Below are 26,102 nucleotides of genomic sequence, written 5' to 3'. Positions count from 1 at the left end.
TAATCCGAGCAAAGGTTTGCTCAGGGTAGTTGTGGTAAGTCATCGTCGCTGCCTCGAACCGAGAGGCGTGTCGGCGCGTGATGGTGTAATCGCGCCGCGCGCGGGAAGGCCCTGTTGTCGTCAGGTTCTCGACAGCTACACACCTAGCAAACAGCCGAATGCTCGGGCTAATTTGCGACGGATGTGCGGGGACTGGGCCTTTGCAGGGTCCATCAGAAGAGAAGTCTCGTCTGAAGCCCCTAATCGCGCGCGGTGTTTTGCTCGATCGTCCTGCATTAGCCGAGTCCTGAGTATTCATTTCGAAAGAGAGAACGGATGGACTTTACCTCAACTCGAGGGAAGCTCCATGAGTCGGGCAGCGCGGGCCAGCAAAGAGAACTTGTCGGTCTCCCCGTCGGCAGACGCCCGGCCGACCACGCCCTCGTGGACGAGTTGCACAGGAACGATCCGGATCTCATCGCCCAGACCCGATTCGTTCAACCCGAGCAAGCCCAGCTGGTGCGCTTAATCCGGAGCCGGAGCGACGACGCACAAACCTTCCGGCAGATTGTCAATGATCAGGATGACAAAGGTACCGCCAACTTCCTGTTCGTGACTGTGAACGATGGTGGTGTTACTGGCGGCGGCGCCGACTGGTCGCTGCTGCTGGTTGATCGCCGCGTGCCCGCCGCCCCTGTTGCCTATCACTATGACTCCGCTGGGTCTCACAACAACACCGTCGCAGAGCAGCTCGCAGCACGTCTCGGCTCCCGTCTGCAAGCGGCCGGCATGGCCCGGCAGCAGAACGGCCTAATTGCGGAGTACTTTGTGGTAGACGCGAAGCGAGCGCTGATTAGACGATTGTCGCGAGGGGCGAGCGGCCAGACGAAGCCGCTGCACATCGAGCACCTCATCCGCCGAACCTGCCCATACGGTACAAATGGTTACCGATGTTCTGCTCCTGTGCAGCAAATAGCCAAAAGACTCCCGTTGTGTTCCTTCCAGGCCGCCTAGATTGCCTCGTGAGGCCACTCGTTCAGCGATGAAATCGTAGCGCTCAATGCTCAATGAAAACCGACTAATGCAACAAATCCCGCATGGGCGCCTAAATTCGGCATTCCATCGCCTTCTTTCGCGGTTTTGCTGCGCGTATTATCGGTTTGTCCGGCAGAGCGCGATGTTTGATCACTGCGCCTGCTGTGATCATCGATGAAAGCCCGCCATGTAGCGGATTACGAAGAAAGTCACGGCGACGACGGCGGACGTTACAGCGAGTGAAAACGCTACTCGCGCCAAGAACTGGCCAGGGCTAAGCCCGTCCCATGAACTCATTTTCGTGCTTGCCTTACGACTCGGATTTGCGCCTGCAGGATGATCGTACCAGACGCACTTTGCGAGTAATCAGCGGAATTCGGTTTGTGCGCGCCGCGAATCGTCGCGCCCCTTGAGGCAGTCACTCTGGAACACTAAGCTCCATTAGGGGTACAAAATTCCACTGCTGAGCAACTGACCCGTTGAATTGGTAGAGCCAAGTAGGATTGCCATCTTTCGTGACGCGGTTTTGTTGTCGATGCACAGCTTATTGTCGGCGATACTCAGAATAAAACCTGGACTCTTGAGTAATTCCCATCGCTGCTTGGGATCGGCAGGGTGTAGATTGCAAGCGTCAGCGCTACTTCCGGAGCGATGCGATCGCCCTTCTGTGCGATTGCGAGCTTACCTGCGCTTGAGTTCAACGTTGACACGCGAATGTCGGGTTGCAAACATTTTGCGTCCTAACGGACTATGGGACAGAACAAAATAGGACAAACTGGACAAGTACACACAGCCAGGCGAGGTACAGCAGCCTTTTGAAAAAAGGCACGTTGCTTGCTTGGGTGCAGTGAGCGTCACCGGTCTTGCAGGGGCTGTGATGCTGGGGCGGGCCTGACATGTTTCAGTGCCATTTCGGGTCCGCCCCGCTATTGCTCGCGAGGCAACATGGAGCAACGTATTCGAGCGGCTTCAGCGGCTATCGCGTTCGCTCATGCGTTCGGTCGTGAAGTCCTCAGCGTGTACGAACATGAAGGCCGCAGGTACAACAGAATCAGAGTCCGCGTAACCGCGAGCATAACAAACGGTTACGACTTCGAAAGTGAATGTCCCATGGCCGGTGCGCTACCGAGTATATATCACTTCGGTGCGGAGCCGCATTGGCTACCGGGGCCCAAGTGCCCACGACTCTACAGCGGCCTTGATTATTGCACCTCAACCCACTTCTCCGTGAGAGTGACGGACAATGGTGTCCAGATAGTCGATTGGCGGAGGAATTCCTTCACATACACCGTCTGGTGGGTGGTCCGCGCAATAGAAGGAAGCCGACGATGGAAATTGCGCTAGCAATTGGCGCTGTGTTCGTTTTCACCGCAATCACGGTCGCTTGCCTGTGGGCGCTTGGAGCCCGGGGTGGCTGAGTATCATTGATGAATGAGGCCCATGGAGAAAAGCGTTTGCTACCATGCCGCCCCTTCTCGTTGAACTTCTGTGCGGTCCCACTTGGATTGGCCTGACGGACCCCCTAGCGGTCGTGCTGTTGTGGATGTTGATTGTGTGCGAATGCCGCCCGAACAAACGGGTGCGGACTGCTCGAAAGCTATACGGGTGCGGTGGTCTAACTCGCGGCCCGCTCTCAGGGCCGCGCGTTTTGAGCGGATCACTCCGCAAGCTTAAGGTTCAGGTAGTTCGGAGAGTAGAGCGGGTCAGCGGTTTCGTTGGCCTGGACAGCACCGAAACGTCCATCTTGAAGGCCATGATCTGATTGGCGCTTCCTTTGTAGATCTTCAGTTGCGGCCGCCTGAGCTCCTCAAGTTCCAGCTCCAATTGATCGAGCAGTCGCGCCGACCGCTCCGAGCGCGTCCCATAAAATGTCCGCCGCAGCTTCTCAATCTCGAGCTTGAGGTGGGAGATCAGCGCTTGCTGCTCGATTGCTTTGCTTGGGCATTGGCCGCTTCAGCAAGTTTGGCCCCCCGCCGCAAGCCTGGCCGCACGCTCGGCCAGGATCATTGCATGCGCGGCAGCGAGATCGGGCGGCAGTCCGTCGCCGGCGGAGTCCATGACCAAATGGAATCATGTTCGCCGCCGGATTCAAACGACAAACTCTCAGCCCACGCTGGTTGGACGCAAGGACTCCTGGGGATTGCGCCAATCGATGCCGGACAAAAGATAGCTCATCTGTGCCTGCGAGATCGACACCACGCCGTCCGCCAGCGACGGCCATATAAGACGACCTCTCTCCAACTTCTTTGTAAACAGGCATGCTCCCTGGCCGTTATGCCAGATCACCTTCAATAGATCGCCCCGGCGCCCGCGGAAGCAGAACAAGCGACCGCTCAGGGGATCACGGCGCAGCACCTCTTGGACCTGCAACGAAATTGAGACGAAGCCTTTGCGCATGTCGGTGTGGCCCGTCGCCAGCCACACCCGAACTCCCCTAGGGATTGGAATCACCCCGGATCCGGAGCCTCGATAGTCCGACGAAGCGCCTCAACGTCGAGCCTCGCATCGGCAATGACGCGCCGCCCGCCAGCCAGCTCTATCTCAATCCGATGCTCCGTCCAATGTGCTGTCGCGCTCTCCGATGAGGCCGCCACCGGGGCCATGCCCCACCCTCGGCCACAACTGCCTTGACAAAGCCAGCCTCGGATTTGGTCCGGTCTGCCGCGACGGCCCTTCGCCAAGTCACCAGCAGAGAACGCGACAAGCCATATCGCCGCGCTGTCGCCGCAACCAGGCGTGGCTCGGACATGCTTTCCAAAGCAATCCGAGCCTTATCCTCTCAGACCAGCGCCGCCGGCCTGTTTCCACCACCTCAAGTCGATTCAGCGCACTGATCTTCTCAACTATCAGGCCAGTCCGCTGCAAGGCGTCTCTTCTCGGAGGCTTACCGCCGATCGGCACGCACGAGCGACTTAAGGGTAGCCGCGATTTGGGCTGACAGAGCCAGAGCGAGACGGAGCAGACATTCACGTCACGTCCTCAGGTACGGGTTTCAAGGTGCGATCGAAAGCAGGGGCAAGTTCGGATCAATTGAACGGTCCAAGATATGGTCGATGGGATCTCAATCAAGCAATTCTCAGTAGGCGGTGCTGCAGATCGCGGGCCGCGGGCCTGTCGCGCGCGATCACAAGGCACTCCACCGTGCCAGCCTCTTCGTCGGCAGCAAGCGGGATCACGCCCTCCTTGCGTGTGCGGTCGAATAGAAATCCTTCCTTGCCGAAACGATCATGCGCTGTTTGGAGGGATCGTGATCGAACATTTCTCACGGATAAAATAACGTTGCAACCGGAATAGTCGAAGCCCAGCAGTCGGACCGCAATACTGTGTAACACCGAGCCGCCACCCCAGCGGCCGTTCGCTTCATTAAACAGCAACCGACCGTGATTCGCGAAAATGGCGTCAATGTTGATCATTCCGCGATATCCCAGGTCTCGCGCAAGTGCCACAAATCGGTAGGCGTGTGCCTGGGCGGTCAACCATTGCTCGTTCGTCAGGTCACTTGGAAGCTCAAGTCCTGTCCAGATCAGAGCTCTTTCGGATCGATCTGTGCTTTTACGCAGACGTATGTTTCCACTGTTGATGAAAACGATTGAACCATCATCCTCGATTTCATACTCGAGATAGAACAAAGACCGGGCCAGGTGGTACGACTCCACGACCAGCGTCCTACACGACGCTGTTGTCATCTCAGACCAAAGCGCGTCAGGATCAAACGACGGCCATGAAATTAGCCGGGTATCTCTTGCCCCAGGTAGTGGATCGCTTTCTTTGCCGGTCAGGATGACATTTCCGACCCCACCGGCTCCATTGTCCAGCTTTACAATGACTCTGCCGGTCTCGGATCTGAGGGAAGTGACCGCTCTGAATAGTTCGTTTGAGTCCGTCGTGACAGATCCATTGGGCAGCGGAAGTGCGACGCTTGTCGCCAATTGACGGAAGTGGCTCTTGCGGTTCAACAGATCAGGCCCTCGCTGCAGAGCGAAGTCGTCGCCGGTCTGCGGTATGCCCAGCATGGCCGCCAGGCGTGCGACGCCTTCAGTAGAGTAGCAGGGATGCAATCGCCAGTTTGATTTCTGACGAATATGTCGGTTGATGCGCTCAACGACAGTCTTGGACAGCAATGTGCAGTCATCAAGGACCGGCGATTGGCGGCCGCCTTCAGGTACAAGGAGAAAAAGACTCGATGCGTCGAAATCGAGCGTCGCGCCAATGAAGGATAGCAGATCCGCCGGGATGACTACCGGGGAGACTATTAGGTCGCCGTGCTGGGCAAACCACGCTGAACGGTATGCCGAGTTGGCGGCCAGCGAAAGTTGAGCTGATGTCAGATCGGCGCCCGACATTTGAGCCGTACCGGCATTCATGATCAAGATCCGCGGCATCCGCGACCTCCGGGCATCTGGACGCGATCAGACAGGGATCGTCAGGCCACAATGTTGAACTTGCTGCGCCGTGGTGAGGCACTGAGCGAAGGTTGATTTTGCGCCGTCTCGATATCACCTGCGATGTAGCGGGAGAGTACGGCGCGCCTCCAATCTGCCGATCTCAATTGATAGCTCCTTTCGGGCTGATCACGTGGCGATCCTTCAGCAAAAAATGCTGGATCTTGCCCAACGCGGTTTTCGGTAGTTCTTGTGTGAAAATGATTTCGCGCGGCACCTTAAAACGGGCGAGCTGTGACTGGACATGTGCCGTCAGCGCTTCCGCCTCGACCCGGGCGCCCGGTCGCTTGATCACATAAGCGACCGGTACTTCTTCCCAGCGCGCATCGGGTCGACCGACCACGGCGCATTCCGCGACATCCGGATGGTCCGCAAGCACACGCTCTACTTCTGCCGGATAGATATTCTCTCCGCCCGAAATGATCAGGTTTTTCTTGCGGTCGTGGACCCAAATATATCCATCTGCGTCGCAGCGGCCAATGTCCCCAGTGCGATACCAACCATTGCTAAGAGCCTCACGCGTTGCCTGTTGATTGCCCCAATATCCGCAGAAAACGTTGGGTCCACGGACTGCGATTTCGCCTGGGTTACCGGGCGGCAACTTGCGGCCCGAATCATCCAGGATCGCCGCTTCGCAGCAGAGACCTGCCAAGCCGCTTGAGCCCTCAGGCACGAGATTTCCGCCGAGCTTCGTATACACAGCGATCGGGCAGGTCTCCGTTGAACCGTAAACCTGCAGGACTGGAACGCCGCGCGCGACAAAGCGCTCGACAAGGTGCTGAGGCACCATCGTCGATCCGGTACAGATTGCTCTGAGCGAGGATAGGTCGGTGCTTTCCCATCGACCATTGCTGGCCAGGGCTTGCATCATGGCTGGCACCAGGGCTGCCAAGCTCGGCCGGTCACGCTCGAACGCATCAAGCATGGTCTCCGCCCCAAAGCGGGTGTGGATACTCACCGTCGCGCCGTGATGCAAAGTCGGCGTCGTCTGGATGTTCAAGCCACCAACGTGGAAGAACGGCAAAACAGCCAGCGTATGATCGGCCGAGGTGAGGTCATGCATGTGCTGACTCATGATGCCGTTCCAGAGCAACGCTTCCTGACGCAGCACGGCGCCTTTCGGTCGCCCTGTGGTGCCCGAAGTATAGACGATCAGAAGCGGGCAAGACGGCTCCGCGCGAGGATTGCGTCCGTCGCCACAGTCTCCGTCCAGGAGATCGTCCAATTTGCAGCCGCCGAGAGGCGTAAAGTCCAACCCGACAAGAGAGGCATGGGGCACTTGCTTCGTCAGGACAGGCAAAGCTGCGCCGAAGCACTGCTCAAGAACGAGCACTTTTGCCCCGGAGTCCGACAAAATGAAAGCGTGCTCGGCGGCCGCAAGACGCCAATTCAATGGTATGAGGATTGCGCCGAGCCTCGCGCACGCATAGAGCAGCGCCAGATAATCAGGCCTGTTGAGGCTGAGGATCGCGATCCGGTCTCCCCTTTGGACGCCGAGCTGGCTCTTGAAGGCGCGAGCGATCCGCTCGATCCGTCGATTGAGGCTGGCGTAGCTGAGACTCTGCCCTTCGAAACGGATCGCGGTTTTGCCGGGAGTATACGCAGCGTTTCGCTCGATCAGTGTGCAGAGATCCAACTTGTTATCCATGCGCCTCAGGCTCGCAAATTACGTTTGTCCCGATGCGCTTCAGCCGCAACCCGGAATTGCTTGGCGAGGCTCCGATCACATGCTTCGGTTGGCCCTTGTACAGGCTATGATGACACGGCCTAGGCCTTCTTGATGGATGTCATGGGTTGCGAACAATGGATATTGCTTGAGGGATCTCGGGCGATTGATCACTGACTCTCTGCTCGGCGGCGGTCGTGTGCATCTGTCGGTAGTGATAGGCACACCACGAAGACAGTTTCTTGCCGCGTCTTTGATATACAGGCTCGCCGCACATATAGGCCGCTCTGGCATCTCCATCTTTGAAGCCGATGATGCAACGGCATTGGCCTTCAATATGGTCGATTAACAGGACCTTCTTGACGTCGTCGGGCGCTTTCAACTTGCTGCTCCAGAATGCCAAGCAATATCTGCGATGCCGGGTGGTTGCGCGGAGCGGCACTTGCAGCTCAGGCTCTTTGAAAACCTGCGCAGGCCCGCCGTCTGCCTTGCCAGCCATGGGAAAGCAGTTTGAACAGAGCGGAAAGCCGGTTCGGCCAACTGATTTTGGCGCGGTGTCGCGCCAGAGGAGGGGTTTGGTTCAGATTCAGGAAGCAGCGACCCTCCGCTGGGGCTTCGGATGGAGGTCTACGTCCATCAATTCTGACCTCAACGCCTGTCTGGTGGCCCGGCCCAGCACAGTCACATAGTCTCGGTTCCGGAATGCCGAACCATTCAAAGCTACGTGCGAGCAGTAGCTCCGCAACCGGCACTCGCTGCATAGCCCTTCCGACCGACCCAGCATCGGGGATGAGGATCACGACCGACCATGGGGGCTTGGATCTGACCAGCTGAGACATTCTCAATCCTTCACAATCCCGGCGACAGACCGAGATAGGTGCTAACCTCAAGACCGTACAACTTAACGTTACGTGAGATTCAAGCCCTTTTTTGGGCCTGTGACAACGTGGCCAAGCTCTCAGGCTGCCGGAAAAGGGCCGCCGGCCGGTGTGCTGTCGCAAGCATTCAGCGCTGCGATGTGAGCCAAGAAAGTTCGTCTCCCGTCGAGATCAGGGTCGCCTGCCGATGAGCCCATTGCCGGAAACGCTTGCCCTTCGACCAGGCGCTCGCTGCCCTTGCAGCCGATTGCGCGCGTGAAGTCCGCTGCGCCGTCATTGAATAGCTCAGTCACGTCTATCTGGCGCCGACCGTGCGATGCCAAATGCGGCCGACCGATAGTTTTCGATGAGGTCGGCCTGATAGGGGCACCAGCCTATAGCCCTTGCGGCGTTGGAGAAACGATCCCGCGAATGTGCCGGCGGGCGTCATCCAACGTACCTCGTGGTCACTGACTTCGCGATTATCGCAGTGTCTGATAGAGGCGGTACAGCAGCCGCGCGCGAGGTTCAATCGACGAGATGTAGAGTTGCTCATAATGCGTATGCGCGCCCTTGCCATCGACGCCAAGGCCGTCAAGGGTCGCGGTATGCGGCGCGGTGAAATTGCTATCGGAGCCGCCGCCGCTGAACGCGTCGAGCAGCTCGAATCCAAGCTCGGCAGCAAGCTGTTTGGCGTGTGCGTAAAGCGCGGCGCCGGCGCTGGTCTTCTCATATGGCGGACGGTTCAATTCGCCTGATACCTTCACCTTGACGCCCTCGGTGCGCGAGCTGATGCCCAGAATCTTCGGCACCAGCTCGTCGGCATGGGCCATGGTCGGGACGCGCATGTCGACTTGCGCGTAGGCCAGTTCCGCGATCACGTTTGGCCTGGTGCCGCCGCGGACGACGCCGACATTGACGGTGATACCGCGCGTGAGATCGTTCATCGCCTCCAGCGTCTGGATCACATGGCCGAGTTCCCGAATCGCGCTGCGGCCGTCCTCGGGGCGCGTGCCGGCATGCGCGGCCGCACCCTTTATGAATACCTCGAAGCGCGCAACGCCCTTGCGCCCGGTGATGACCTTGCCGCCGTCGCGCGCCGGCTCGGTCACGAGCACGTATTTGGCCTTGCGGCCCTCGGCCTCGATCAGCGCGCGCGAGGTTGGGCTGCCAATCTCTTCGTCCGAGACGTAGAGCTGGGTGATGCCGAGCGGCGGGCGTGCGTCATCGGCGCAGATCTGCCGGAATGCGTGATAGGCGAGGTAGGCGCCGCCCTTCATGTCGTAGATGCCGGGGCCGAACGCACTGTCGCCGTCGATCTTGAAGGGTAGCCGTTCGATGGATCCCATCGGATGGACTGTGTCGAGATGGCTCAAGATTAGAAGGCCCGGTACGCCCTGCCCCCAAGAAGAGCGGATAACCAAATGATCGCCGCAGCCGTCATGCCCCGCAACGCGCTCGACGCTGGCGGGCAGGTCGCGATAGCCTGCTGCGACGACATCAGCCAGTTTGTTGATCTGATCCGGCCGCTCCGTCGGAGATTCGATCATGACCCAGCGGCGAATGCCCTCGAGAATCGGGGCGATTTCGAACGCGTTGCTGGACATAGTTGTCTGACGCCTTTGAATTCGATTGTTATCGTTCTGCAAGATCATGACATCAACCATGTACTCACATCAGAATCGAGGCCGAACATCTAAAGGGTCGCCAGCCGTTGTGACCCAGGCGTGCCTCTGGATCCGATCTTGCTGCGGCAACGATGTACGCGCCTGTCGATCTTAACTTGAGCTACCAAAGCTGGTAGTTTTCGACGGGATTATGCGGACCTAAGAAGAAGGCCCTTCTGGAGTTGGTCGTTCTGGTGAGCTGTAATTATTCTGATCAGGACCTTCCTGCGAGATCCGCGCAAATCGCATTGTCCTGACCAGGTGACCCCCACGCCTCTCAACGCGGAAGGTCGCCGGCCAGCGGCAGCATCGTACGAGCGGCGAAGCGCCGAAATCGCCTGAGCTGAGGGGACGGACCTCTCAATACGAGCTCTAATCAGTGAAACAGTTGCAGCCCGGTCGATTGTTCGACGACTGTCGCTGGAAGCGGCCAGGGATCGATGCCACCGCGCTCAGTCAAGCAGTAGGGTTCCGCGCCCCGGAAGTTGATCAATGGATTGCCACGGCCTTGTCGGGTCGCGATAAATTCATCCGATAAAGATGGTATGTGTGCCAAGCACCTTGTGGTCATACAAAACGCATTCGAGCGCGCAAAATGCGTTCGGCAATAGCGGTGGGCGCTGTATCGAAGCGGTGAACACCCTTGGGCCCCTCCCGACCGCCAGCGGCACGGCGGCTCCATGCAGATGGACGTCAAAGAACTCACCGCCAGTCCACGTCGTCCGGCTGCCGTTCCGCTCGTCACGATGGCGACACCCGCTGGCCAGATTGCGCATGGTCTGACGGAACTCTGTCGGTCGGATAGACGGCATTTCAAACTGGTGGCTCATGATCTGCCTCTGGACTTGTACCCGATTCCGACTTTTATCCGTATTGGGCGGCCCCTAATAAGGTATCCGGTGTCGGAATTACGTGACGAGCAAGCTCAGGTCGAGCTCGGCTATGACTTCGATGTCCTCTGGATTAGCTGAAGTCATGACCAGACGGACGTGCAGTATCTCACCTTGTTATCGGGATCGGCGATTGCAGCGGCAGAACTGAGAATTGCCGCCGCCAGGAGTTTCAATAGGACCCTTCTCAAGCAGAACCGCGCTGAGCGGCCGCCGACGCGCCAGTGCACACAGAGTTGTGGTCGCGATCCGACCAGCTGGGCTGGAACCTCGCTGGGCCGCCGGGCGGAGGGGATGATGCCGATTTCGGTACCGGCGCGCGGCTACCAGAGTTTCTCCGCATGTAGACGGCATCGGCGTACCTAAAGCGCCTTTAGGAGAATACGTTTTTTTGCCTCGAGAAGATGCTTATCCAGCGTCGCGTGCAGCGCTCCCCGCAACTCCGGCGGGATCGAGCCATCTGTATCGATCAATTCTCGGAACTTCCGAATGATGTGTTCTAACACTGCAATAGATCCTTGTGCTTCAACCTTCAGCCAGGACATCATCGATTCTCTCCTTTGGCGCGCAGCGCGCTTCCTCGTGGGTCCTCACCTCGGCAACTCTGGCTGCAGCAGACTCTCGTCGAAAAAAAGTTGGCGCTCGGGCCGCGTGCTCAGCGCGACTTGCTTTGATGAGGGCGAGCGCAGGCGGCGCACGCTCCTTGAAATCCCGCAGAAGTGACGCGCATTCACGCCTGCAATACTTTCGCGCTCGTGAGCAACAGTCTTGGTCGGAATACTGGAACATCGGCCAGCTCGGCTGTCACGCGTTCGAAACCGCGATCAGGCGCTTCAGTCGAGCGGCTGCGGCGCCGCCATCAAGTGATTCTTGTCCAAGTGCTACGCCTTCCCGCAGGGTCGAGGCCCGCCCGGCCACAACCAATGCCGCTGCCGCGTTCAAAAGCGCAGCGTCGCGAAATCGACCTGGTACGCCATCAAGCACATTTTGCAGCGCAACGGCATTAGCCTCTGCATCGCCGCTCTCCAGCGCGTCGCGGCAGCGGGGGAGCCCGGCTTCTTCCGGCGTCACTTCGAAGGTGCGGACTATACCCGCCTCAAGCGCAGCAACAAAGGTTGGACCGGTAAGGGTTATTTCGTCGAGCCCGTCCGAGCCATGAACAACCCATACCGACTCGGCACCGAGGTTCTTCAAGACGTACGCCAGAGGCTGGACCCATTCGGGAGATAATACCCCAACGATCTGCCGCTTGACCCTGGCCGGATTGGACAGAGGCTCGATTAGATTGAAGATCGTGTGGATTCCAAGTGCTGTCCGGATCTGGCCGACGCGCTGCATCGCCGGATAATGGGCCGAGGCAAACATGAAGCCGATGTTGGCTTCCTGTACACAACGTGCAATAGCTTCAGGCTTGAGATCGACCTTCACGCCGAGGCGCGCCAACACGTCTGCGGTGCTTGAACCCGAAGACGCAGCGCGGTTGGCATGCTTGGCGACAGGAATGCCGACCCCGGCGACGATGAAGGAAGCACACGTCGACACGTTGACCGAATATATAGGGGTGTCGTTCGTGCCAGCGATACCGACGGGGTCGCAAGCCGCCTCCACGCGCAGCATTCTATTCCGCATCGCGGAGGCGGCCCCGGTGACTTCTTCGACCGTCTCGCCCCGGACCCGCATCCCCATCAACAAGCCTCCGATTTGCGAGGGAGTCGCGTAACCCGACATCACGCTGTCGAAGGCTGACGCAGTTTCCTCGCGCGTCAGAGTGGCGCCGCTGGCAACTTTGCCAATGATCGATCTAAGCTCTTCCATCGAACTTTACACGTTCCTTGTTCAAACCTCGATCTCTTCCGCGACGTTTGAGGCGGCAGTCGGTTGAGTGTGGGCGCCCTCGGCGAGGCTACAACCTGACGCTACGTGAGGGTCAAGCTCTCCATTTCGTGCCGTCGAGAGGAGGTCGTCGGCCAGTAGAACACTGTAGTTTCTTGATGCCAGGACCGATGGCACTCTCTCGCGCCCGCTTGCCACGCCCGCAGCGGCCTCTTTACCGCGGTGTTCCGACCGGATCACCGCCAAAGCCTTTTAGCGTCGGGCGCCGCCGTCGTGGAGCATTGAAGCGGCTTCCTCTACCTGCTTCGCGAGTATTGGTGCTGGGGAGATGGAGCCCGATCTCAGCTGGGCTCTACAAAATAACGCCACCGGATTGTAAATGAAGGTGCGCAGGACGGCCTTCATAGAGCGATCGACGCGTCCCGTTGATCCGCGCGCATGAAGCGGTGAGCCAGCCGTGTTCGGTCCTGCCTTACAGTCGGAATACGCCGTATTGCGGCGCATCGATCGGCGCATTGAGCGAAGCGCTCAATGCGATTGCGAGGGCAGTTCTGGTATCGACAGGATCAAGAATGCCGTCGTCCCAGATTTCCGAGGTCGCATAATAGGCACTTGACCGCTCGCGATATTCTTCAAGAATTGGTGCTCGAATGGCTGCCAATTCCTGCTCCGAGAGGCGCCCTCCGGCGCGAGCCAATTGTCTCGCCTTGACGTGTGTGAGAACTCCGGCGGCCTGCTCGGCGCCCATCGCAGATATCTGAGAATTCGGCCAGCTGAACACGAATCGAGGATCAAACGCGCGTCCCGACATAGCGTAAGTTCCTGCGCCGTGCGAGCTATTGCAAACGATCGTAAACTTCGGCACGGACGCTCCGGACACCGCCATGATCAGCTTGGCGCCGTCCTTGGTGATCCCACGCCGTTCATATTCGCGGCCAACCATAAAGCCAGTTACGTTCTGCAGGAAGAGCAGGGGCGTCCGGTTCTTGTCGCACAGTTGAATGAAATGAGCCCCCTTTAGCGCGCTGTCGCCGAACAGCACGCCATTATTGGCAATGATCCCGATTTGATATCCATAAAGCCGCGCAAAGCCGCACACGAGTGATGTCGCATACCGCGGCTGGTATTCTTGAAATCGGCTGCCATCGACCAGACGAGCGATGATCTCTCGCATGTCGAACTGCGCTCGCGCGTCGTTTGGAATGATACCGTAGAGTTCGGACGCACTATAGGCGGGCGGCTCGGGGACCACTCGATCGATCGAGGTCTTCGCCGGTTGGTGGAAGCGAGCAACGACGTCGCGGGCAATCGCAATCGCATGGATTTCGGAGCTTGCGAAGTAATCACAGGTGCCCGACACGCTGGTATGCATGAGAGCGCCGCCAAGTTCGTCGGCGGACACTTGTTCGCCGGTGGCAGCCTTCACGACCGGAGGACCGCCGAGAAAAATCGCTCCAGTGCCTTCGACGATAATGTTGTATTCACTAAGCGCAGGGACGTAGGCCCCTGCCGCGGTGCAGTGGCCCATGACGATGGCGACCTGCGGCACCCCCATCTTCGAGAGAACGGATTGATTGCGGAGAATTCGACCGGCATGGTAGCGATCAGCAAAGAATTCCGCCTGCAAAGGCAGAAATCCGCCGGCGCAGTCGCACAGGTGAACCACCGGCAGACGGTTTTCGATGGCTATATCCAGTGTCCGCACGATCTTCTTGACCGAGAGTGGATACCATGCGCCGCTCTTCACGCTGGCATCGTCGGCGTGAACAATAACCTCTCGCCCCGCCACAATGCCGATGCCGACAACCTGGGCGGCGCCGGGCACCTCGCCGTCGTATGCCTTGTTAGCCGCCAGCGTCGAAAGCTCTAGGAACGGAGTTTCCGGATCGAGCAAGGCCGCGAGCCGCTCACGAACAAAAAGTTTATTCTGCCGACGCAGCCGCTCGAAGTCCCGCTCAGGCCTGTGGAAGCGGGCAACGCGTTGGCGCTCTTTCAATTCGGCGGCAAGTTGTCTGTTGTGCAGGTCGTTGCGACGAAATTCCTGCGAGTTCACGTTCGCCACGGAACCGATCCGCTGCATTTCAGCGCCCTTCTTTAGAGAGCGTGACCAGCACAGCGTCGTGCTCGAAGCTCTCACCTTCCTTGACGTGAATCCGATGGACGATGCCATCCTGTGGTGAGCGTATGATCGTTTCCAGCTTCATGCTTTCAATCGTCATCAGTGCCATTCCCGCCGAGACCGATTGACCGGACGAAACTGTGATCGCAACAACAAAGCCGGGCATCGGCGCCCGGGCCTCCAAAGCGTGAGTCTCGTTATTGCCGGATGCGCACGCTCGCAACGGGTCGTTGTAGCGCAAAATGCGCGTCCTGCCGCGGATGTGGAGGTGAATTAGCTCCCCCTCGATGGCGAATCTGACCGGTTCGCTCTGGCCCGCAATGGTCAAGATGCCGCTACTGTCATTGCAATGGCTGAACGCGACAGGGGCAATCACCTGGTCTCGAAGATGGAGCCGGTAGTCTCGCTGGTTGGGTGAAAGCCACAATTCATGATATACGCCGTCGACCTCGAATGAGTGATACACGTCAATTTCTCCAACTACCGAGCGCTGCGTGAAACTCGGGCACGGCATCGGCCGACTCGCGGACCGGTCTTGTCAGGAGAGCCGCAGATGCCAGGAACGCAGACATTTCGGCAGCAAAGTTGTCGGCGGCGAGATGTGGATTTTCTTCTAGGTATCCCGTATGGAACTGACCGCCAAGAAATGCCTCGTCGCAAAGAATCCGTGCGAGCAAGCTCGCGTTGGTCCCGCACCCAAGTAGAACCAGTTCGCGAACGGCGCGGTAGGCTTTCAGAGCAGCCTCTATGCGGCTCGGTGAATGCACAATGATCTTGGCGAGCATGGGATCGAATGCCGCCGTGATGTGCTGGCCTTGCATGATGCCGCTGTCGATTCGTGCGCCATCCGGATACTCGAGAAGAAGTACTTTGCCGGTGGTCGGGACGTATCCGCGTTCGGGAGCCTCGGCGCAAAGCCTGAGCTCGATTGCATGCCCATTTGAAAGAATGTCGGACTGCGAAAGTGCAAGTTTTCGGCCCGCTGCCGCATAGACTTGTTCGGCGATCAGATCGACGCCGGTGATCATCTCGGTCACCGGATGTTCGACCTGAAGGCGTGTATTCATTTCTAGAAAGTAGAACTCTCCGCCGCTGAAAATGAACTCGACCGTTCCTGCATTCTGATAGTTCGCTGCACGGGCGATGCCGACGGCGGTTTCGCAAATCCGGGTCCGCAATTCTGGTGATAGCGCTGGCGAGGGCGTTTCCTCGATGATCTTCTGGAAACGGCGCTGCACCGAGCATTCGCGCTCGAAGAGATGGACCAAGTTACCGAAGGCGTCACCGAGCACCTGTACTTCAATGTGTCGCGGTCTTTCGATATATCGTTCAACATAAAGTCGGCCATCTCCAAAGTAGCGACGCGCTTCACTGCTCGCCTGCTCAATGGCTGCCTCCAACGTAGCGAGGTCGCGTACAATCCGCATTCCCTTGCCGCCACCGCCAGATGATGGCTTCACGAGCAAAGGAACTCCAATAGCCCGCGCTCTCGAAACGAATGTGGCCGGATCATCTTCCTCGATGGCGCAGGGTGCGACTGGAAAGCCGTTGCTTTGAACGAACTCACGGGCGCGGATCTTATCGCCCATTAGCTCGATGGTTTCTGGAGCGGGTCCGATGAATACAATACAGGCCTTTGTCACTCTACTGGCGAATTCCGCATTCTCGGAAAGCATTCCATAACCGGGATGTATCGCGCCGGCGTTCGCCTTGCGGGCGGCAGCGATGATCTGCTCGATATCCAGATAGCTTGCGATCGGCGTGCGGCCGCTGATCGGAATAGCCAGGTCGGCCATTGAGACGGCCGGGGTTCCCGCGTCAACCTCATGGTAGGCAATTGCAGACCGAAGCCCAAGCTTGTTCAAGGTTTTGATGATACGTGCGGCTATCTCACCCCTATTGGCGATCAGAACCGTATCGAAGGGTAATTTATGCATTCGCCTATCCGGACAAGCGCGATTGAACCAGAGCGTCGGTCAATTGTAGGCGGCCATGCTCGTCATCTGACCTCGGGTGACCGTCCTGCAGGTCAGGCTTGGACCACTTCTGTGGATGAGGCAAACGAACAGGCAGCACATCTTCACTTCGAGTCGCTGCTTTTTTTGCCAGTGTCGCGCACGGAGATCACGTAGCGACATTGCTGACTGAGGCTCGCTTGCTTGGATCTGAGGCAGGCAGTGATAGCGGTGCGATCTGGTATGTGGCTGCTACAAAGGCGGAACACGTCCTCCATGCAAGCCTCTTTCTCCTCTGCGGTCGGCGCTTGATCGCGCGCGTTGACCAGCCTGGGTATTAGAGCTGTCATTGCGACGGCAAGAGCGACGGCGCAGTAGTAGAGTGTGAGGCGCGAAGGCAGCTGAGTTCGTTGATTTTGAGTCATGATATCCCTTTAGGTCGGTCGGGCAGCGGTATTGTTCTTCCTGCGCGAAGTGCCAACATGACCTGTCAACCGCGAAACAAGCTGGAACTGCTTAAGTGCTGTGCCGGCAAGCTCGTCCTTTCACTTTTGCGGTCTGACTGTACGGTGCTGGTCATCTGTCCGGCACGACGAAACGACACCTGCCCTAGTGGTGGAGCTCCGCGAAGAGGGGATGCACTGGCGGGTGAGCTGGCCAAACAAGTGATCATTTCGGAGCTTCCGGTGATTGTGCGGTTGTGCATGCTTGGATGTTGCGAGGCATTGCTTGGGCGTGACATGTGCTTAGGTACTCTGGCTGAGCCTATCCGCCAGGCGACTATTGACGCGGTAGCCGGCGGGAAGGGCACGTGCCAACTATCGCGAGGCAGAGAGATCGGGCAAAAGCCAGGTGCGCTCAAGCCACGGTTGATGATGCATTCGATCGTTCAGAGCGAACCATGATGGCGCGGGCCGAGACTGTGTTTGGTGTAGTCGCGCCCGTGTTCGTTGGGTGGGGTATCTGAGGCGGAGCCTCCGTCTTGCGTCCGTTCCGGCGAGGCTACGGTGATGGAAGCGCCTGCCGTGCAGATCTCGAAACGCGCGATTTCGTCCAGCCGCGACAGGAACAGCTCCGACGAAGCGCGGACAACGATGCGCCTGGAAGATCTTATCGTCCTGATCGAGTCGCGCCAGGTGAGTTTAGATGTTTCAAACATTCGCAATTCTCATGACGTGTCCGGACCGCTGGATTGTCGGACGTGGTTCCCACTTGTCCAGGATCGTACAATCTAACGCTAGGTCCGATTCAAGCCCCTCGTGCATCCCATCGTCTGAGGATGTCGGGGCTGTGCATTCTTCGTACGAGCCTCGGCTGCAAGGCGCACTTTGGTGTTTCAGAATAGCAGCTGTGCATGGCGACTGCCCGCTTCGGCAACCGAGGCCACGAGCGTCGCTGTTACGTGATTATACGGAGCGCCGGTGTCGCATTTCTTTGATCTGCCAATTGCATGCTCTCGGCATGAATCCGAAAAGTAAACTCTACCAGCCCGACCACTGGCGAGGCCGTGCGGAAGCAACGCGAAAGAAAGCGGAAGCGCTCGCTGACGGAAAAGCCAAAGACAGGCTGCTTAAAATTGCCGTGGAATACGACAAGCTGGCTCGGCGTGCCCACGTGTGGCGGATGCACAAAAACGAGGACGATACGTGGCCTGAGGAAGAGCTGTAAAGCGTCCCTGCGGATCATCAAAAGGCCCCCAGCCCGTTGATCGCTACCCGACCTAATGGTCCGCGCAAAATGTCGCTCAGCTGCAAGTCAGTGCCTGGAAGGGACGTTGAGGGGCACCGTGGGCCAAGGCATCCTGACGGTCCTGTGGCGCGCTCCTGATCGCGACACGTAGGTGAAGGCGGAGCAGGCCGCCTGCCCAACGCTCCTTCAAGTCTACTTGTTTAGTCAGCTTCTCGAAAGCTAATTCTCATATGACGAAAAATGCGGGATCCAGACGAGTCAATGCGTCGCAGTTAAAGCGGAAGCCCGGATGACATCCGCGCGGGGACATGTTGAGCTGTTACAGGTCAGTGTTTTGCACTTCGTCGCGGCTGCAATGGCATATCAGTTTGGCAAATTCGAGAGTTCTGCGGCATCGGTCAATATTTACTTTGCGCTGGTCGGAGGGACGGATTTCCAGGTAGTCGCGCGAAGTGTGTCACTGGAACCAAGTCTGTGAAGAGGTCTCCACGTCCGATTGATGGTGCGCATACGGTGCGGCCGCGGCATGCGAGAGGTGTCGGTAAGCTCCTCGCGCCTTTGGCATCCGCGAGATTATTTCAGAAGAGCGCTGCGATGATCCAGTAGATACCGGCCCAAAGCAGCGCATTTATGAGGAGTGCAGCCAGCAGCCAAAGGTTCCACCTCCTTTGCACCTGCCGGGAGCGACAATCGGCGCCGTAATGCTTGATCGGTTGTTGCTTTGGTGCGCGCCAATGCGTCATTTCATCAGACGTCGCGCTGGTCCACGGAAAAATGCCGGGTTTTGCATGCCTCGTACTACTCATAAGTTCGCGGTCCTCTTTCATAAGGAGAGTGTCAGAATCGTTTGTCTGAGCGCGGCGAGCATCCGGCCGATGGTATGCTCGTCGTATCGTCGGTGCATTTAAGGTCGGCGTTCCGTTGCCACAGCAATCTACATGCCACGACGGAGAAGTGTCGGCACCGCTTTGATGTAAGCAAAAACGCCTCTGTCGGGCGTTGGCGACACGGAACCGCTGTCCAAGGTCGGATTCGCGACGTCCATGTCTGAAAGACAACACCCGCATTAGCAGCAAAAGCGTGAGCGCTTCGCGAGCGTCATACCGTGAGAAATGCGTAAGAGCTGTATCGTAGTAGCGCGGGAAGGCGGCCGACGGTCGCACTCATAGAGATCGATTAATCATTGTTTCTGACCATCACCTTACGAGGAGACACCGAGATGGCAGGCGATCCGCTGGATGCTATCAGCTCGAAAACAGTTCGTGCTCGGCGTCAGCGGCTCTGGTGCAGGCCCGTTTGATTTGGTCCCGTACAATTCAATCGAGCTTACGTAGATGGCGCATTGGCACCGTTCAGACTCGACCGAAAGCTGCGAATGGTCAAGTACTACGATCTCACCAAGCAGTAAGATCGCCGCGAAGCATCAACTGGTGCCAGCAGTGGTTTTGCGAGTCATCATAGAATGTGGATGTCAAACGCCACCATAGGGAGCATGCCATGATGCCGACCAATTCATTGAAGAGGAGGTGACGGCCAAGAGCCGACAAGTTCTTGTGAAGAAGGTCACCATGAAACATGAATGGGCGCTAACGCTTGCTTGAAGTGGGCAAGAGCGATGGCGGACATTGCTGTTGCTGATGCGCGATCTGTTCGGCGACGTGCGACCAATACTGGCTGGCATCGATAAGTAAGATGATTCGCATGAGAGGGGCTTGATGGCACAGCTGCCTTACGAGCGGGAAGGTGCAATCGGCGGACTGATTCGCCATCGCGCAGATCGTGTTATCGCGCATGCTCAGGCAATCAGTGGCCCTTGAGAGCGACCTTCGCCCACAATGCGAGTGTTAGAAGACTATAACAGGAGAACGAGTGATGATGAACATCTGCGGCTTTCTCAGATGGTGCGCTGAAAAGGGGTATAGGAGCGCTGGGCCGAGGATCGAGCCGGTTGACGAGTTGCGAGACAACGTCATCTGCGTCGAGTTCAAGGCCATCCGAGAGGCAAAGGAGCGGGCGTGCGGGCGCAGATGATAGAGAAGCTGGAGGCCGGCCGCGTGCAACACGGCCGGTTCGCTACCGTTCCGGGATCAGGCCCTTGCGGCGTGTTCCTCGTGCAGGGGCCTTGCGGGTGTGAACTAAAGATAAGTGGATTCGTCCGTCCTGGCTGGGAGCATGTCGCTGTCTCGACGCCGCGGCGCTGTCCGAATTGGGACGAGATGTGCTTTGTCAAAGACCTGTTCTGGGATGAAGAGGAGTGTGTCATGCAATTGCATCCGCCACATTCGCAGTATGTGAATAACAGCCGATATTGCCTGCACCTGTGGAGACCCACTCATCGCGGCATCCCAATGCCGCCGCCGAGCTTTGTGGGCATCGTTGGGCTAGGGCCATCAGAAGCCGCAAAGTTGTTCGCCCAGATGAGCGCGACAGCATGATGAGCTGAGTTAAAAGGACATCTGAGCGGAAGATGAGGCCGAGCGGGTGCAGAAGCACCGGTTCGGCGCCGCCGGAACGCGGCGTCGCAAGCGGATATAGTCGCCGATCGCCTGTTGCACTGTGCAGGGGTGCTGAGCCTGAAATCGCTGTTTTCAAAGGAGCTGCTGATGGTGCACTGATCCGGTTCAAGAGATGTCTCGTATGCGCTTGGGACCAATTATTATCGAAGGAACGAATTGGAGTTCGGGTCTTGGTGGCATTCAAACCAGTGTTTGCAGTACCGTGCTGAACGCCGGTTCGGCAGCAACAACGACGTCTCACCGGGCAGACGACTTGTCACGAGTCAATCACTGGACGATCCGACGAAGCGAAAAGCATGTGCCGACCGAATGGCATAACGCGAAATGCTGAGACCGAAGCCAAAGCGAAGGCCGAATTCAGTTTGACGAAGGCGCTGTCCAGGCGCCGCCTACGCCACGAGCCGGGGTCCGGTCACCCTGACGGCATGCGGAATTGCTCAAGCTAGGCCTACCGGTCGCTCTGCAAGAGCCGGTAGCTCGTCGGCACTACTCCTCATCTGAAGCGGGGCTGATGAGCAGAGACGGTCGAGTCGCCAAATAGCCAACTCGGGCGGTAGCTTCTCCAAGCCTATTTGGTTGTCAGCTCGTCGTCAGCTTGCCGCAATAGCATTCGCAGGCAGGGCGTAAGCAGCCCGCCCTCGCTCTGAGGAAACGTACGCTGAAGAGGCAGGCGAGCCGCCATGTATAATCGAGTTAGTGGTCAATCCACACGCCCTAATCAAACTAACGAACCGCGTCAGCCGGCAGACAGCAGCGAATTTGCGCAAACACTGATGGATCTCGCTCGACGGGAGAGCTCGTCACCTGGGGAATTGCCCGACAAAATGGGGCTCTGCTGCAGCAGGCCACATACCTCCGATGCAAACATTTACAGTCCAAGCACCTCAGATTCCAGCATAACCTCTTTGTCCTCCAGCTCAAGTCCATCCTCTCCAGCGAGGCCTATCCCTCCTCTGTTCGGTTACAGGACTGCTGAATTGTCCGAGGCCAATGTCAACGGCATCTGCGTTGGATTGGCAGCGGAGTGGATCCGCAATCTCCCAAGCAGTCCTTCATCCCGGATGAGGGCGCTCCGCCCGGGTACTGAAACTCACAGCTCAGCCGCAGTGCTGCAGCAGCGGTATGAACGCCTCAAGTCGGCGGAAAGTTCTCACAATCCTCAGGCAAGAAGCACGATGTTACGCGAAGCTGGCCTAGAGCCGTCCGCCGAGCAAAAGCGATATAGGTTTGGTACATCTTCGCGCATTGACCAGATCGTGAGCGAGGTCACCCACGATCCATCGATCTATTTGGTCAGCTTGCGATTCGCCGAAGGTGACGCCCACATGATCGCAACGTCTACATCGAACGGAATGACGACCCTCTTTGATCCTAACTATGGAGAGTTTACAGTTCGGTCAGATCAGATGGGTGATTTGTTCAAAAGTCTTGCCGACCGCTACCGCAACCCGCCGAACGGACTTGATATATCGATGGTCGTCACACAGAGGATGACGTGAGTGTTGCGGAGGTTCCAAAACGGGCCTTGCCGATCCCACGCGCGGATGCTTTCGCGATTAATGCCGGACAGCCGCGTCGCGTCCGACAGTGCAACACCACGGCACGGAAGACGGATTGTGGCACCCTGAACGTGCGCCCGACGTGGTAGCGGAGCTCACCGGCGCCCTTCGGACGTTGGAGGGGCACGCTCGACGGAAGCTCTCTGGAAGTAGTGCAGCGAGGGGGAGAATATTCAGAGAGAGGCTGGCCGGTCACTCGGGTTCATGAGCTCGTGCCCTCGCGCGTCAAAGACTGAATGGGCTTCGCTTGCACTGAAGCAGGACCGTTGGCCCGTTAGAGCTTGCATGAAAGCTGGTTAAGCTCCTCGCGTGGGGTTCGGCGCTTTTCGTCCTTACGCTCAGGGCCAAGGGCAAGCATCACGGATCCAACACAGGCGGCACAAGCTGTATTTCGTCGGCTTCGGAATCGTCGCCGGCCACTTCTCTACTGAACTCGCCAGCCAGACAGCTGCCGTGGACGACAATGCATGCCGTCGCACCAGCGCACGACCGAGTCGACGTTCGCCACGAGCTCCGCAACAATCCGCGCCTTGTCCTCGTCGCTGCACTTCCGCTGACGTTCAGCTCTGGAGAAGACCTCAGCCCCGGAACCGACGCAGGTTCGTTCCAAGCCTGACGGTCAAACTTTGCATCGAGCTGGGCTAGAAGGTCATTTGACACTTCCCGAACAATGCCAGGTGACATGCGACCCGGAGCCCTCTCCGCGGAATGCGCGCAAGCTGGCTATTAGCTTGATCTGGAAGACGTCGCCCCGTGGTTTAGATATGATTCCAGTCTCACACCGGAAGCAGCGCGGGCGCGACTCGGCGCTGGTCGGGCTGGATGGATCAGACGCTGTCCCTGCCACGCCCGCACTGGTTGAAGTTAGCAGAAACGTGACTCGGCGCCCAAAAGCCCCACGCATACACGGAGCAAGCGCTGTCCCTACCACGCGCCGCTAACTTCAACGGCATTGTACACGGACTAGCTTTCCGAAAGCTGACGAACCCGACGCGATCTATAAAACGAAAGCGGCCGGTGTGGGTGGGTCGATGCTCCTGTCTGGAACCCACGCGTCTGTCCAGCGGACGTCCGACTTAAGGGTATGGTCAAGCATAGACACAAGCCGATCTCTTCAAAGAGGTCGTGAAACTCGCATGTGCCATGTGTCGCAGAAAGTGTCATCAGAAGCCCATCGATGTTTGCAAGGCGCGGCTCCGCGACATCATTCACGAAAGACGATCCATTATCTCTGCGACTTCGACGACAGCTGGGCCCATCCGATCAAGCGCGAAAAGTGATCCGACAACAGGCGAACGAACGGCCTTCCACTCTTACTCGATGCCGCCGGATGTCGGCGGTGTGCCGGACTATGTCGGAATACCTCGATGTCATAGGTGACCCCTCTCGTCCCGAGCACGGACATATGCGTCCGTGCGGCCCAGAGAGATTCGATCGCCGCTTCATCGACCGGATAGCGCTCGAGGCCGCTGTCTCCGCATTGTCCGGAAAATGGAAGGCGCATCAGCGCTTCACGCGGGCCAAAATAGCCGTGAACGGCCAGTCAAAACGGGATCCGATCTACGCTTGCCTTTCACGGACCCCTCTTTCTCGACATTGTGGTCGGGTGTCACGTAGATGATACGATGCGATCGTGTCCCATGTCATAGTGCAACGGGCGGCGGGTCACGGCGTCCAGCGGCTGGAGCCGGGAGGTCAGTTGGCGATCGCCGGTAGGCTTGATGGTGGGATCATCGCTCAACGTTGCGATGGCTTCCAGCGTCATGTAATGGGCGCGCTGGACGGCCCATTCGTGGTTCTGATCGGGCAGGAATTGCACCGATGAGGCGGACGATGGCGTCCTCGTTGGGGAAGATGCCGACCACCTCGGTCCGCCGATTGATCTCGCCGTTGAGTCTTCGGCTTTCCGGAGTTGCATAGTCGCGCGCGGGACCACCAGGTGGAAAGAGGTCCGGCATCCGCTAGTTCTCAGACATACTGCACTAGCTTAAGGTAATCGTCAGTGAGAACAGGTGAGCGAATAGAACAAGCCGCGTCTTGAAGGAAGGTGGTCAGAGTCCGACTGGCCCGATTGCGGACTTCGACAGATTGCCGTGCCGGCGCGCGAGTACGGAGAGTTGCTAGCTCGGAACTGACCAGGTCAGCCGCTGCTGCGGCGCAATCTGAGATAGAGAAGCAACCAGCAGACATGACAGCTTTTGCCAAGCCCAATGTGGTGAGCCAACCCGCATAGATCAGCACGGCACCGTCTGTCTCATGGAGCCCAGAGAGTTCCTCAACTGCAGCAGCATGGACTGAAGCCGCACCAACTGACCGAAACAGATCGGCTATTTCATCACGGGTGGCTTTAGAGAGGAGGCAGCGGCCGAGGTGTGATAAGAGCGCCTCAGTCGGACCTTCGAAGATGCGGAGGATGCGAGCGTCTCGATAGATTTTAGCTAAAGGCGTTCCCTCATCGTAACCACGGCCACCTAACAGCTGGACGCATTGATCAGCGACAAGACCGCACCATTCCGAGGACAAAACCTTCGTTGCCGACGCAAGGTGGACGTTGGGCGCGCCCTGCGCTGAAACAAGTCGGCAGGATGCTGCCAGCATCGCCTTCACGACCTCCCGCCGCAGCACCATCTGCCCAAATAACTGCTCGATGTAGCTGTTCTCGATCATACGCAGTTTACCGAGTCGACGATGGCTTGCATAAGAGGCTGCGAGCTGGATAGCGCGCTCAAGCGCTCCAAGACCCATAGCAGCCACACCGATGCGGCCGCGGTTCATACTAGATGACGCCGCGCCCCAGCCGTCTTGATCGCGAGAGAGCACGTAAGCACGCGGCACCTCGACATCCTGAAACTCCAGAGTATTCTGAATAATGCCACGTAGACCGAGTGTGCGATGCTCGTGCGTGACCTTTAGCCCTGGAGCCTGCCTGTCAACGAGTACACCAACGAGCCGACCTTTCGCATCGGGACCAGACGCGCGAGCAAAGCAAACGATCCAGCGAGCCCAGTCAGCGAGGCCGATCCAGATCTTGCGGCCAGAGATCCGAACTTTATCTTCGCGCATGAGAGCCGAAGCTTCTATATGCCTCGGGGCAGAGCCAGCTCCAGGCTCGGTCAAAGCGAAAGCGCAGAGATCGCCGCGTGTTGCACCCCGAATGATATGCTTTTGTTCGGGGATGTGCGGTGCCGCTTCGATGCAGGGCAAGGCTAGGAAGTTATGGATGACGAGGGTGGAGGCAGCGGAGACGTCGAAGGATGCAGTGGCGGAGATGAGGTCGATGGCCTCTTGCAAGGAAAGAGCTAATCCGCCGTGCTCTCCTGGTGTGGTGAGCCCGAACAGTCCATGCCTTGCCAAGATGCTGTGTAGGGTTGGAGGGAATGCTCGGCGGTCATCAGCGTCTGCGAAATTCAGCTGACTGAGGTCAGCGATCAAACTGGAGAAAAGTGCAGCTGCACGGCCCTCAGCTGTGCGTTCCTGCGCCTCACCGAATTGGGCGTTAACCTGAGTATACATAGCCATAAGGCCCATAATGATCCCGGCCCCGCTTCGGGCCAATTCATCCGCGTGGCTAGCTTGGCTACACATTGGTATAGTGTGGATGCAAGCGCAGTATAAGCACGTTGTCGGGGACGGGGGTTTATTGCGCCTACCGCTTCCCGGCCGATCTCAGCGCCGATCAGTTCCTCAGCCATGCAGACGCCCAGGAAACGTGGGGATTTGGCGCAAATTCTACAACAAAGAATGCTCCCGGAGGGCAATCGGCAATAGATCGCCGATTTTGCTGCGAACTCACGTGGCGCAACCAGCCCGCCAAAGTGTTCAGAGTCGTAAAACTCTACTTCTGGGTAGTCCAAAGTTTCGGTCCCGCTGCATCCTCAAAAGTCATTCCCCGTGA

General features: G+C 58.1%; 17 protein-coding genes and 2 pseudogenes. 5 read left to right on the top strand and 14 right to left on the bottom strand.

The annotated features are described in order from the left end of the window. Positions 1 to 315 precede the first annotated feature (315 nt). Complete coding sequence (locus ACTEK7_RS12060) at positions 316 to 993, top strand: hypothetical protein (RefSeq protein WP_225129661.1); 678 nt, start codon at positions 316 to 318, stop codon at positions 991 to 993. Between the two features lie 1,801 nt (positions 994 to 2,794). Here the strand turns inward: ACTEK7_RS12060 and ACTEK7_RS12055 are convergent. The 6 genes and pseudogenes from ACTEK7_RS12055 to ACTEK7_RS12030 all read right to left on the bottom strand — a co-directional run. Beyond that, positions 2,795 to 3,021, bottom strand: a pseudogene (locus ACTEK7_RS12055) (IS66 family transposase); the annotation flags it as partial. 96 nt (positions 3,022 to 3,117) lie between these two features. Further along, a complete protein-coding gene (gene tnpB / locus ACTEK7_RS12050) occupies positions 3,118 to 3,438 on the bottom strand; it encodes an IS66 family insertion sequence element accessory protein TnpB (protein ID WP_345944123.1) in 321 nt (106 codons plus the stop codon). Between the two features lie 641 nt (positions 3,439 to 4,079). Then, complete coding sequence (locus ACTEK7_RS12045) at positions 4,080 to 5,396, bottom strand: preATP grasp domain-containing protein (RefSeq protein WP_225130996.1); 1,317 nt, start codon at positions 5,394 to 5,396, stop codon at positions 4,080 to 4,082. 163 nt (positions 5,397 to 5,559) lie between these two features. Further along, positions 5,560 to 7,092: a class I adenylate-forming enzyme family protein gene (locus ACTEK7_RS12040; protein WP_225131013.1), complete on the bottom strand. Its 1,533-nt coding sequence runs from the start codon at positions 7,090 to 7,092 to the stop codon at positions 5,560 to 5,562. A gap of 151 nt (positions 7,093 to 7,243) precedes the next feature. Further along, positions 7,244 to 7,621, bottom strand: a complete 378-nt coding sequence (locus tag ACTEK7_RS12035; protein WP_225130986.1) for a hypothetical protein — start codon at positions 7,619 to 7,621, stop codon at positions 7,244 to 7,246. Positions 7,622 to 8,461: 840 nt separating this feature from the next. Further along, positions 8,462 to 9,586 (bottom strand): M20 family metallopeptidase, encoded by a 1,125-nt coding sequence (locus ACTEK7_RS12030; RefSeq protein WP_225130984.1) that lies wholly within the window; start codon positions 9,584 to 9,586, stop codon positions 8,462 to 8,464. A gap of 740 nt (positions 9,587 to 10,326) precedes the next feature. Here ACTEK7_RS12030 and ACTEK7_RS12025 point away from each other — a divergent pair. Then, a complete protein-coding gene (locus ACTEK7_RS12025; RefSeq protein ID WP_225130982.1) occupies positions 10,327 to 10,617 on the top strand; it encodes a hypothetical protein in 291 nt (96 codons plus the stop codon). A 281-nt stretch (positions 10,618 to 10,898) separates the two neighbouring features. On the opposite strand, the gene ACTEK7_RS12020 is transcribed toward ACTEK7_RS12025, so the two are convergent. From ACTEK7_RS12020 to ACTEK7_RS11995, 6 genes are all read right to left on the bottom strand, one after another. Next, positions 10,899 to 11,084 (bottom strand): hypothetical protein, encoded by a 186-nt coding sequence (locus ACTEK7_RS12020; RefSeq protein WP_225130980.1) that lies wholly within the window; start codon positions 11,082 to 11,084, stop codon positions 10,899 to 10,901. A gap of 256 nt (positions 11,085 to 11,340) precedes the next feature. After that, positions 11,341 to 12,351 (bottom strand): anthranilate phosphoribosyltransferase, encoded by a 1,011-nt coding sequence (gene trpD, locus ACTEK7_RS12015; RefSeq protein WP_225130979.1) that lies wholly within the window; start codon positions 12,349 to 12,351, stop codon positions 11,341 to 11,343. A gap of 490 nt (positions 12,352 to 12,841) precedes the next feature. Continuing rightward, positions 12,842 to 14,449, bottom strand: a complete 1,608-nt coding sequence (locus tag ACTEK7_RS12010; RefSeq protein WP_225130969.1) for an acyl-CoA carboxylase subunit beta — start codon at positions 14,447 to 14,449, stop codon at positions 12,842 to 12,844. Position 14,450: 1 nt separating this feature from the next. Further along, positions 14,451 to 14,954 (bottom strand): acyl-CoA carboxylase biotin carboxyl carrier protein subunit, encoded by a 504-nt coding sequence (locus ACTEK7_RS12005; RefSeq protein ID WP_225130967.1) that lies wholly within the window; start codon positions 14,952 to 14,954, stop codon positions 14,451 to 14,453. A gap of 1 nt (position 14,955) precedes the next feature. Further along, on the bottom strand, positions 14,956 to 16,425 hold the full coding sequence (locus ACTEK7_RS12000) for an acetyl-CoA carboxylase biotin carboxylase subunit (protein WP_225130966.1): 1,470 nt from the start codon (positions 16,423 to 16,425) through the stop codon (positions 14,956 to 14,958). 907 nt (positions 16,426 to 17,332) lie between these two features. Then, positions 17,333 to 17,602 carry a hypothetical protein gene (locus tag ACTEK7_RS11995; protein WP_225130964.1) on the bottom strand — a complete coding sequence of 90 codons (270 nt, stop codon included), beginning with the start codon at positions 17,600 to 17,602 and terminating at the stop codon, positions 17,333 to 17,335. 302 nt (positions 17,603 to 17,904) lie between these two features. On the opposite strand from ACTEK7_RS11995, the gene ACTEK7_RS11990 reads away from it, so the two are divergent. The 3 genes from ACTEK7_RS11990 to ACTEK7_RS11980 all read left to right on the top strand — a co-directional run bounded on the left by ACTEK7_RS11990 (position 17,905) and on the right by ACTEK7_RS11980 (position 22,147). After that, the gene (locus ACTEK7_RS11990; RefSeq protein ID WP_225130962.1) at positions 17,905 to 18,111 is read left to right on the top strand and encodes a hypothetical protein; all 207 of its coding nucleotides are present in this window, start codon (positions 17,905 to 17,907) and stop codon (positions 18,109 to 18,111) included. A gap of 2,048 nt (positions 18,112 to 20,159) precedes the next feature. After that, on the top strand, positions 20,160 to 20,567 hold the full coding sequence (locus ACTEK7_RS11985) for a DUF7694 domain-containing protein (RefSeq protein WP_463671671.1): 408 nt from the start codon (positions 20,160 to 20,162) through the stop codon (positions 20,565 to 20,567). A 761-nt stretch (positions 20,568 to 21,328) separates the two neighbouring features. Then, the gene (locus ACTEK7_RS11980; protein WP_345944122.1) at positions 21,329 to 22,147 is read left to right on the top strand and encodes a YopT-type cysteine protease domain-containing protein; all 819 of its coding nucleotides are present in this window, start codon (positions 21,329 to 21,331) and stop codon (positions 22,145 to 22,147) included. Between the two features lie 1,755 nt (positions 22,148 to 23,902). Here ACTEK7_RS11980 and ACTEK7_RS11975 read toward each other — a convergent pair. Together ACTEK7_RS11975 and ACTEK7_RS11970 are read right to left on the bottom strand one after the other, a co-directional pair. Continuing rightward, positions 23,903 to 24,111: pseudogene (locus tag ACTEK7_RS11975) on the bottom strand (transposase); the annotation flags it as partial. A gap of 64 nt (positions 24,112 to 24,175) precedes the next feature. Next, on the bottom strand, positions 24,176 to 25,735 hold the full coding sequence (locus tag ACTEK7_RS11970) for an acyl-CoA dehydrogenase family protein (protein ID WP_225130952.1): 1,560 nt from the start codon (positions 25,733 to 25,735) through the stop codon (positions 24,176 to 24,178). Between the last annotated feature and the right edge of the window lie 367 nt (positions 25,736 to 26,102).

Source organism: Bradyrhizobium sp. JHI2711 (genome assembly GCF_056156565.1).
Note: the sequence above shows the minus strand (reverse complement) of the source record. Positions and strands in the feature narration are given on the sequence as shown.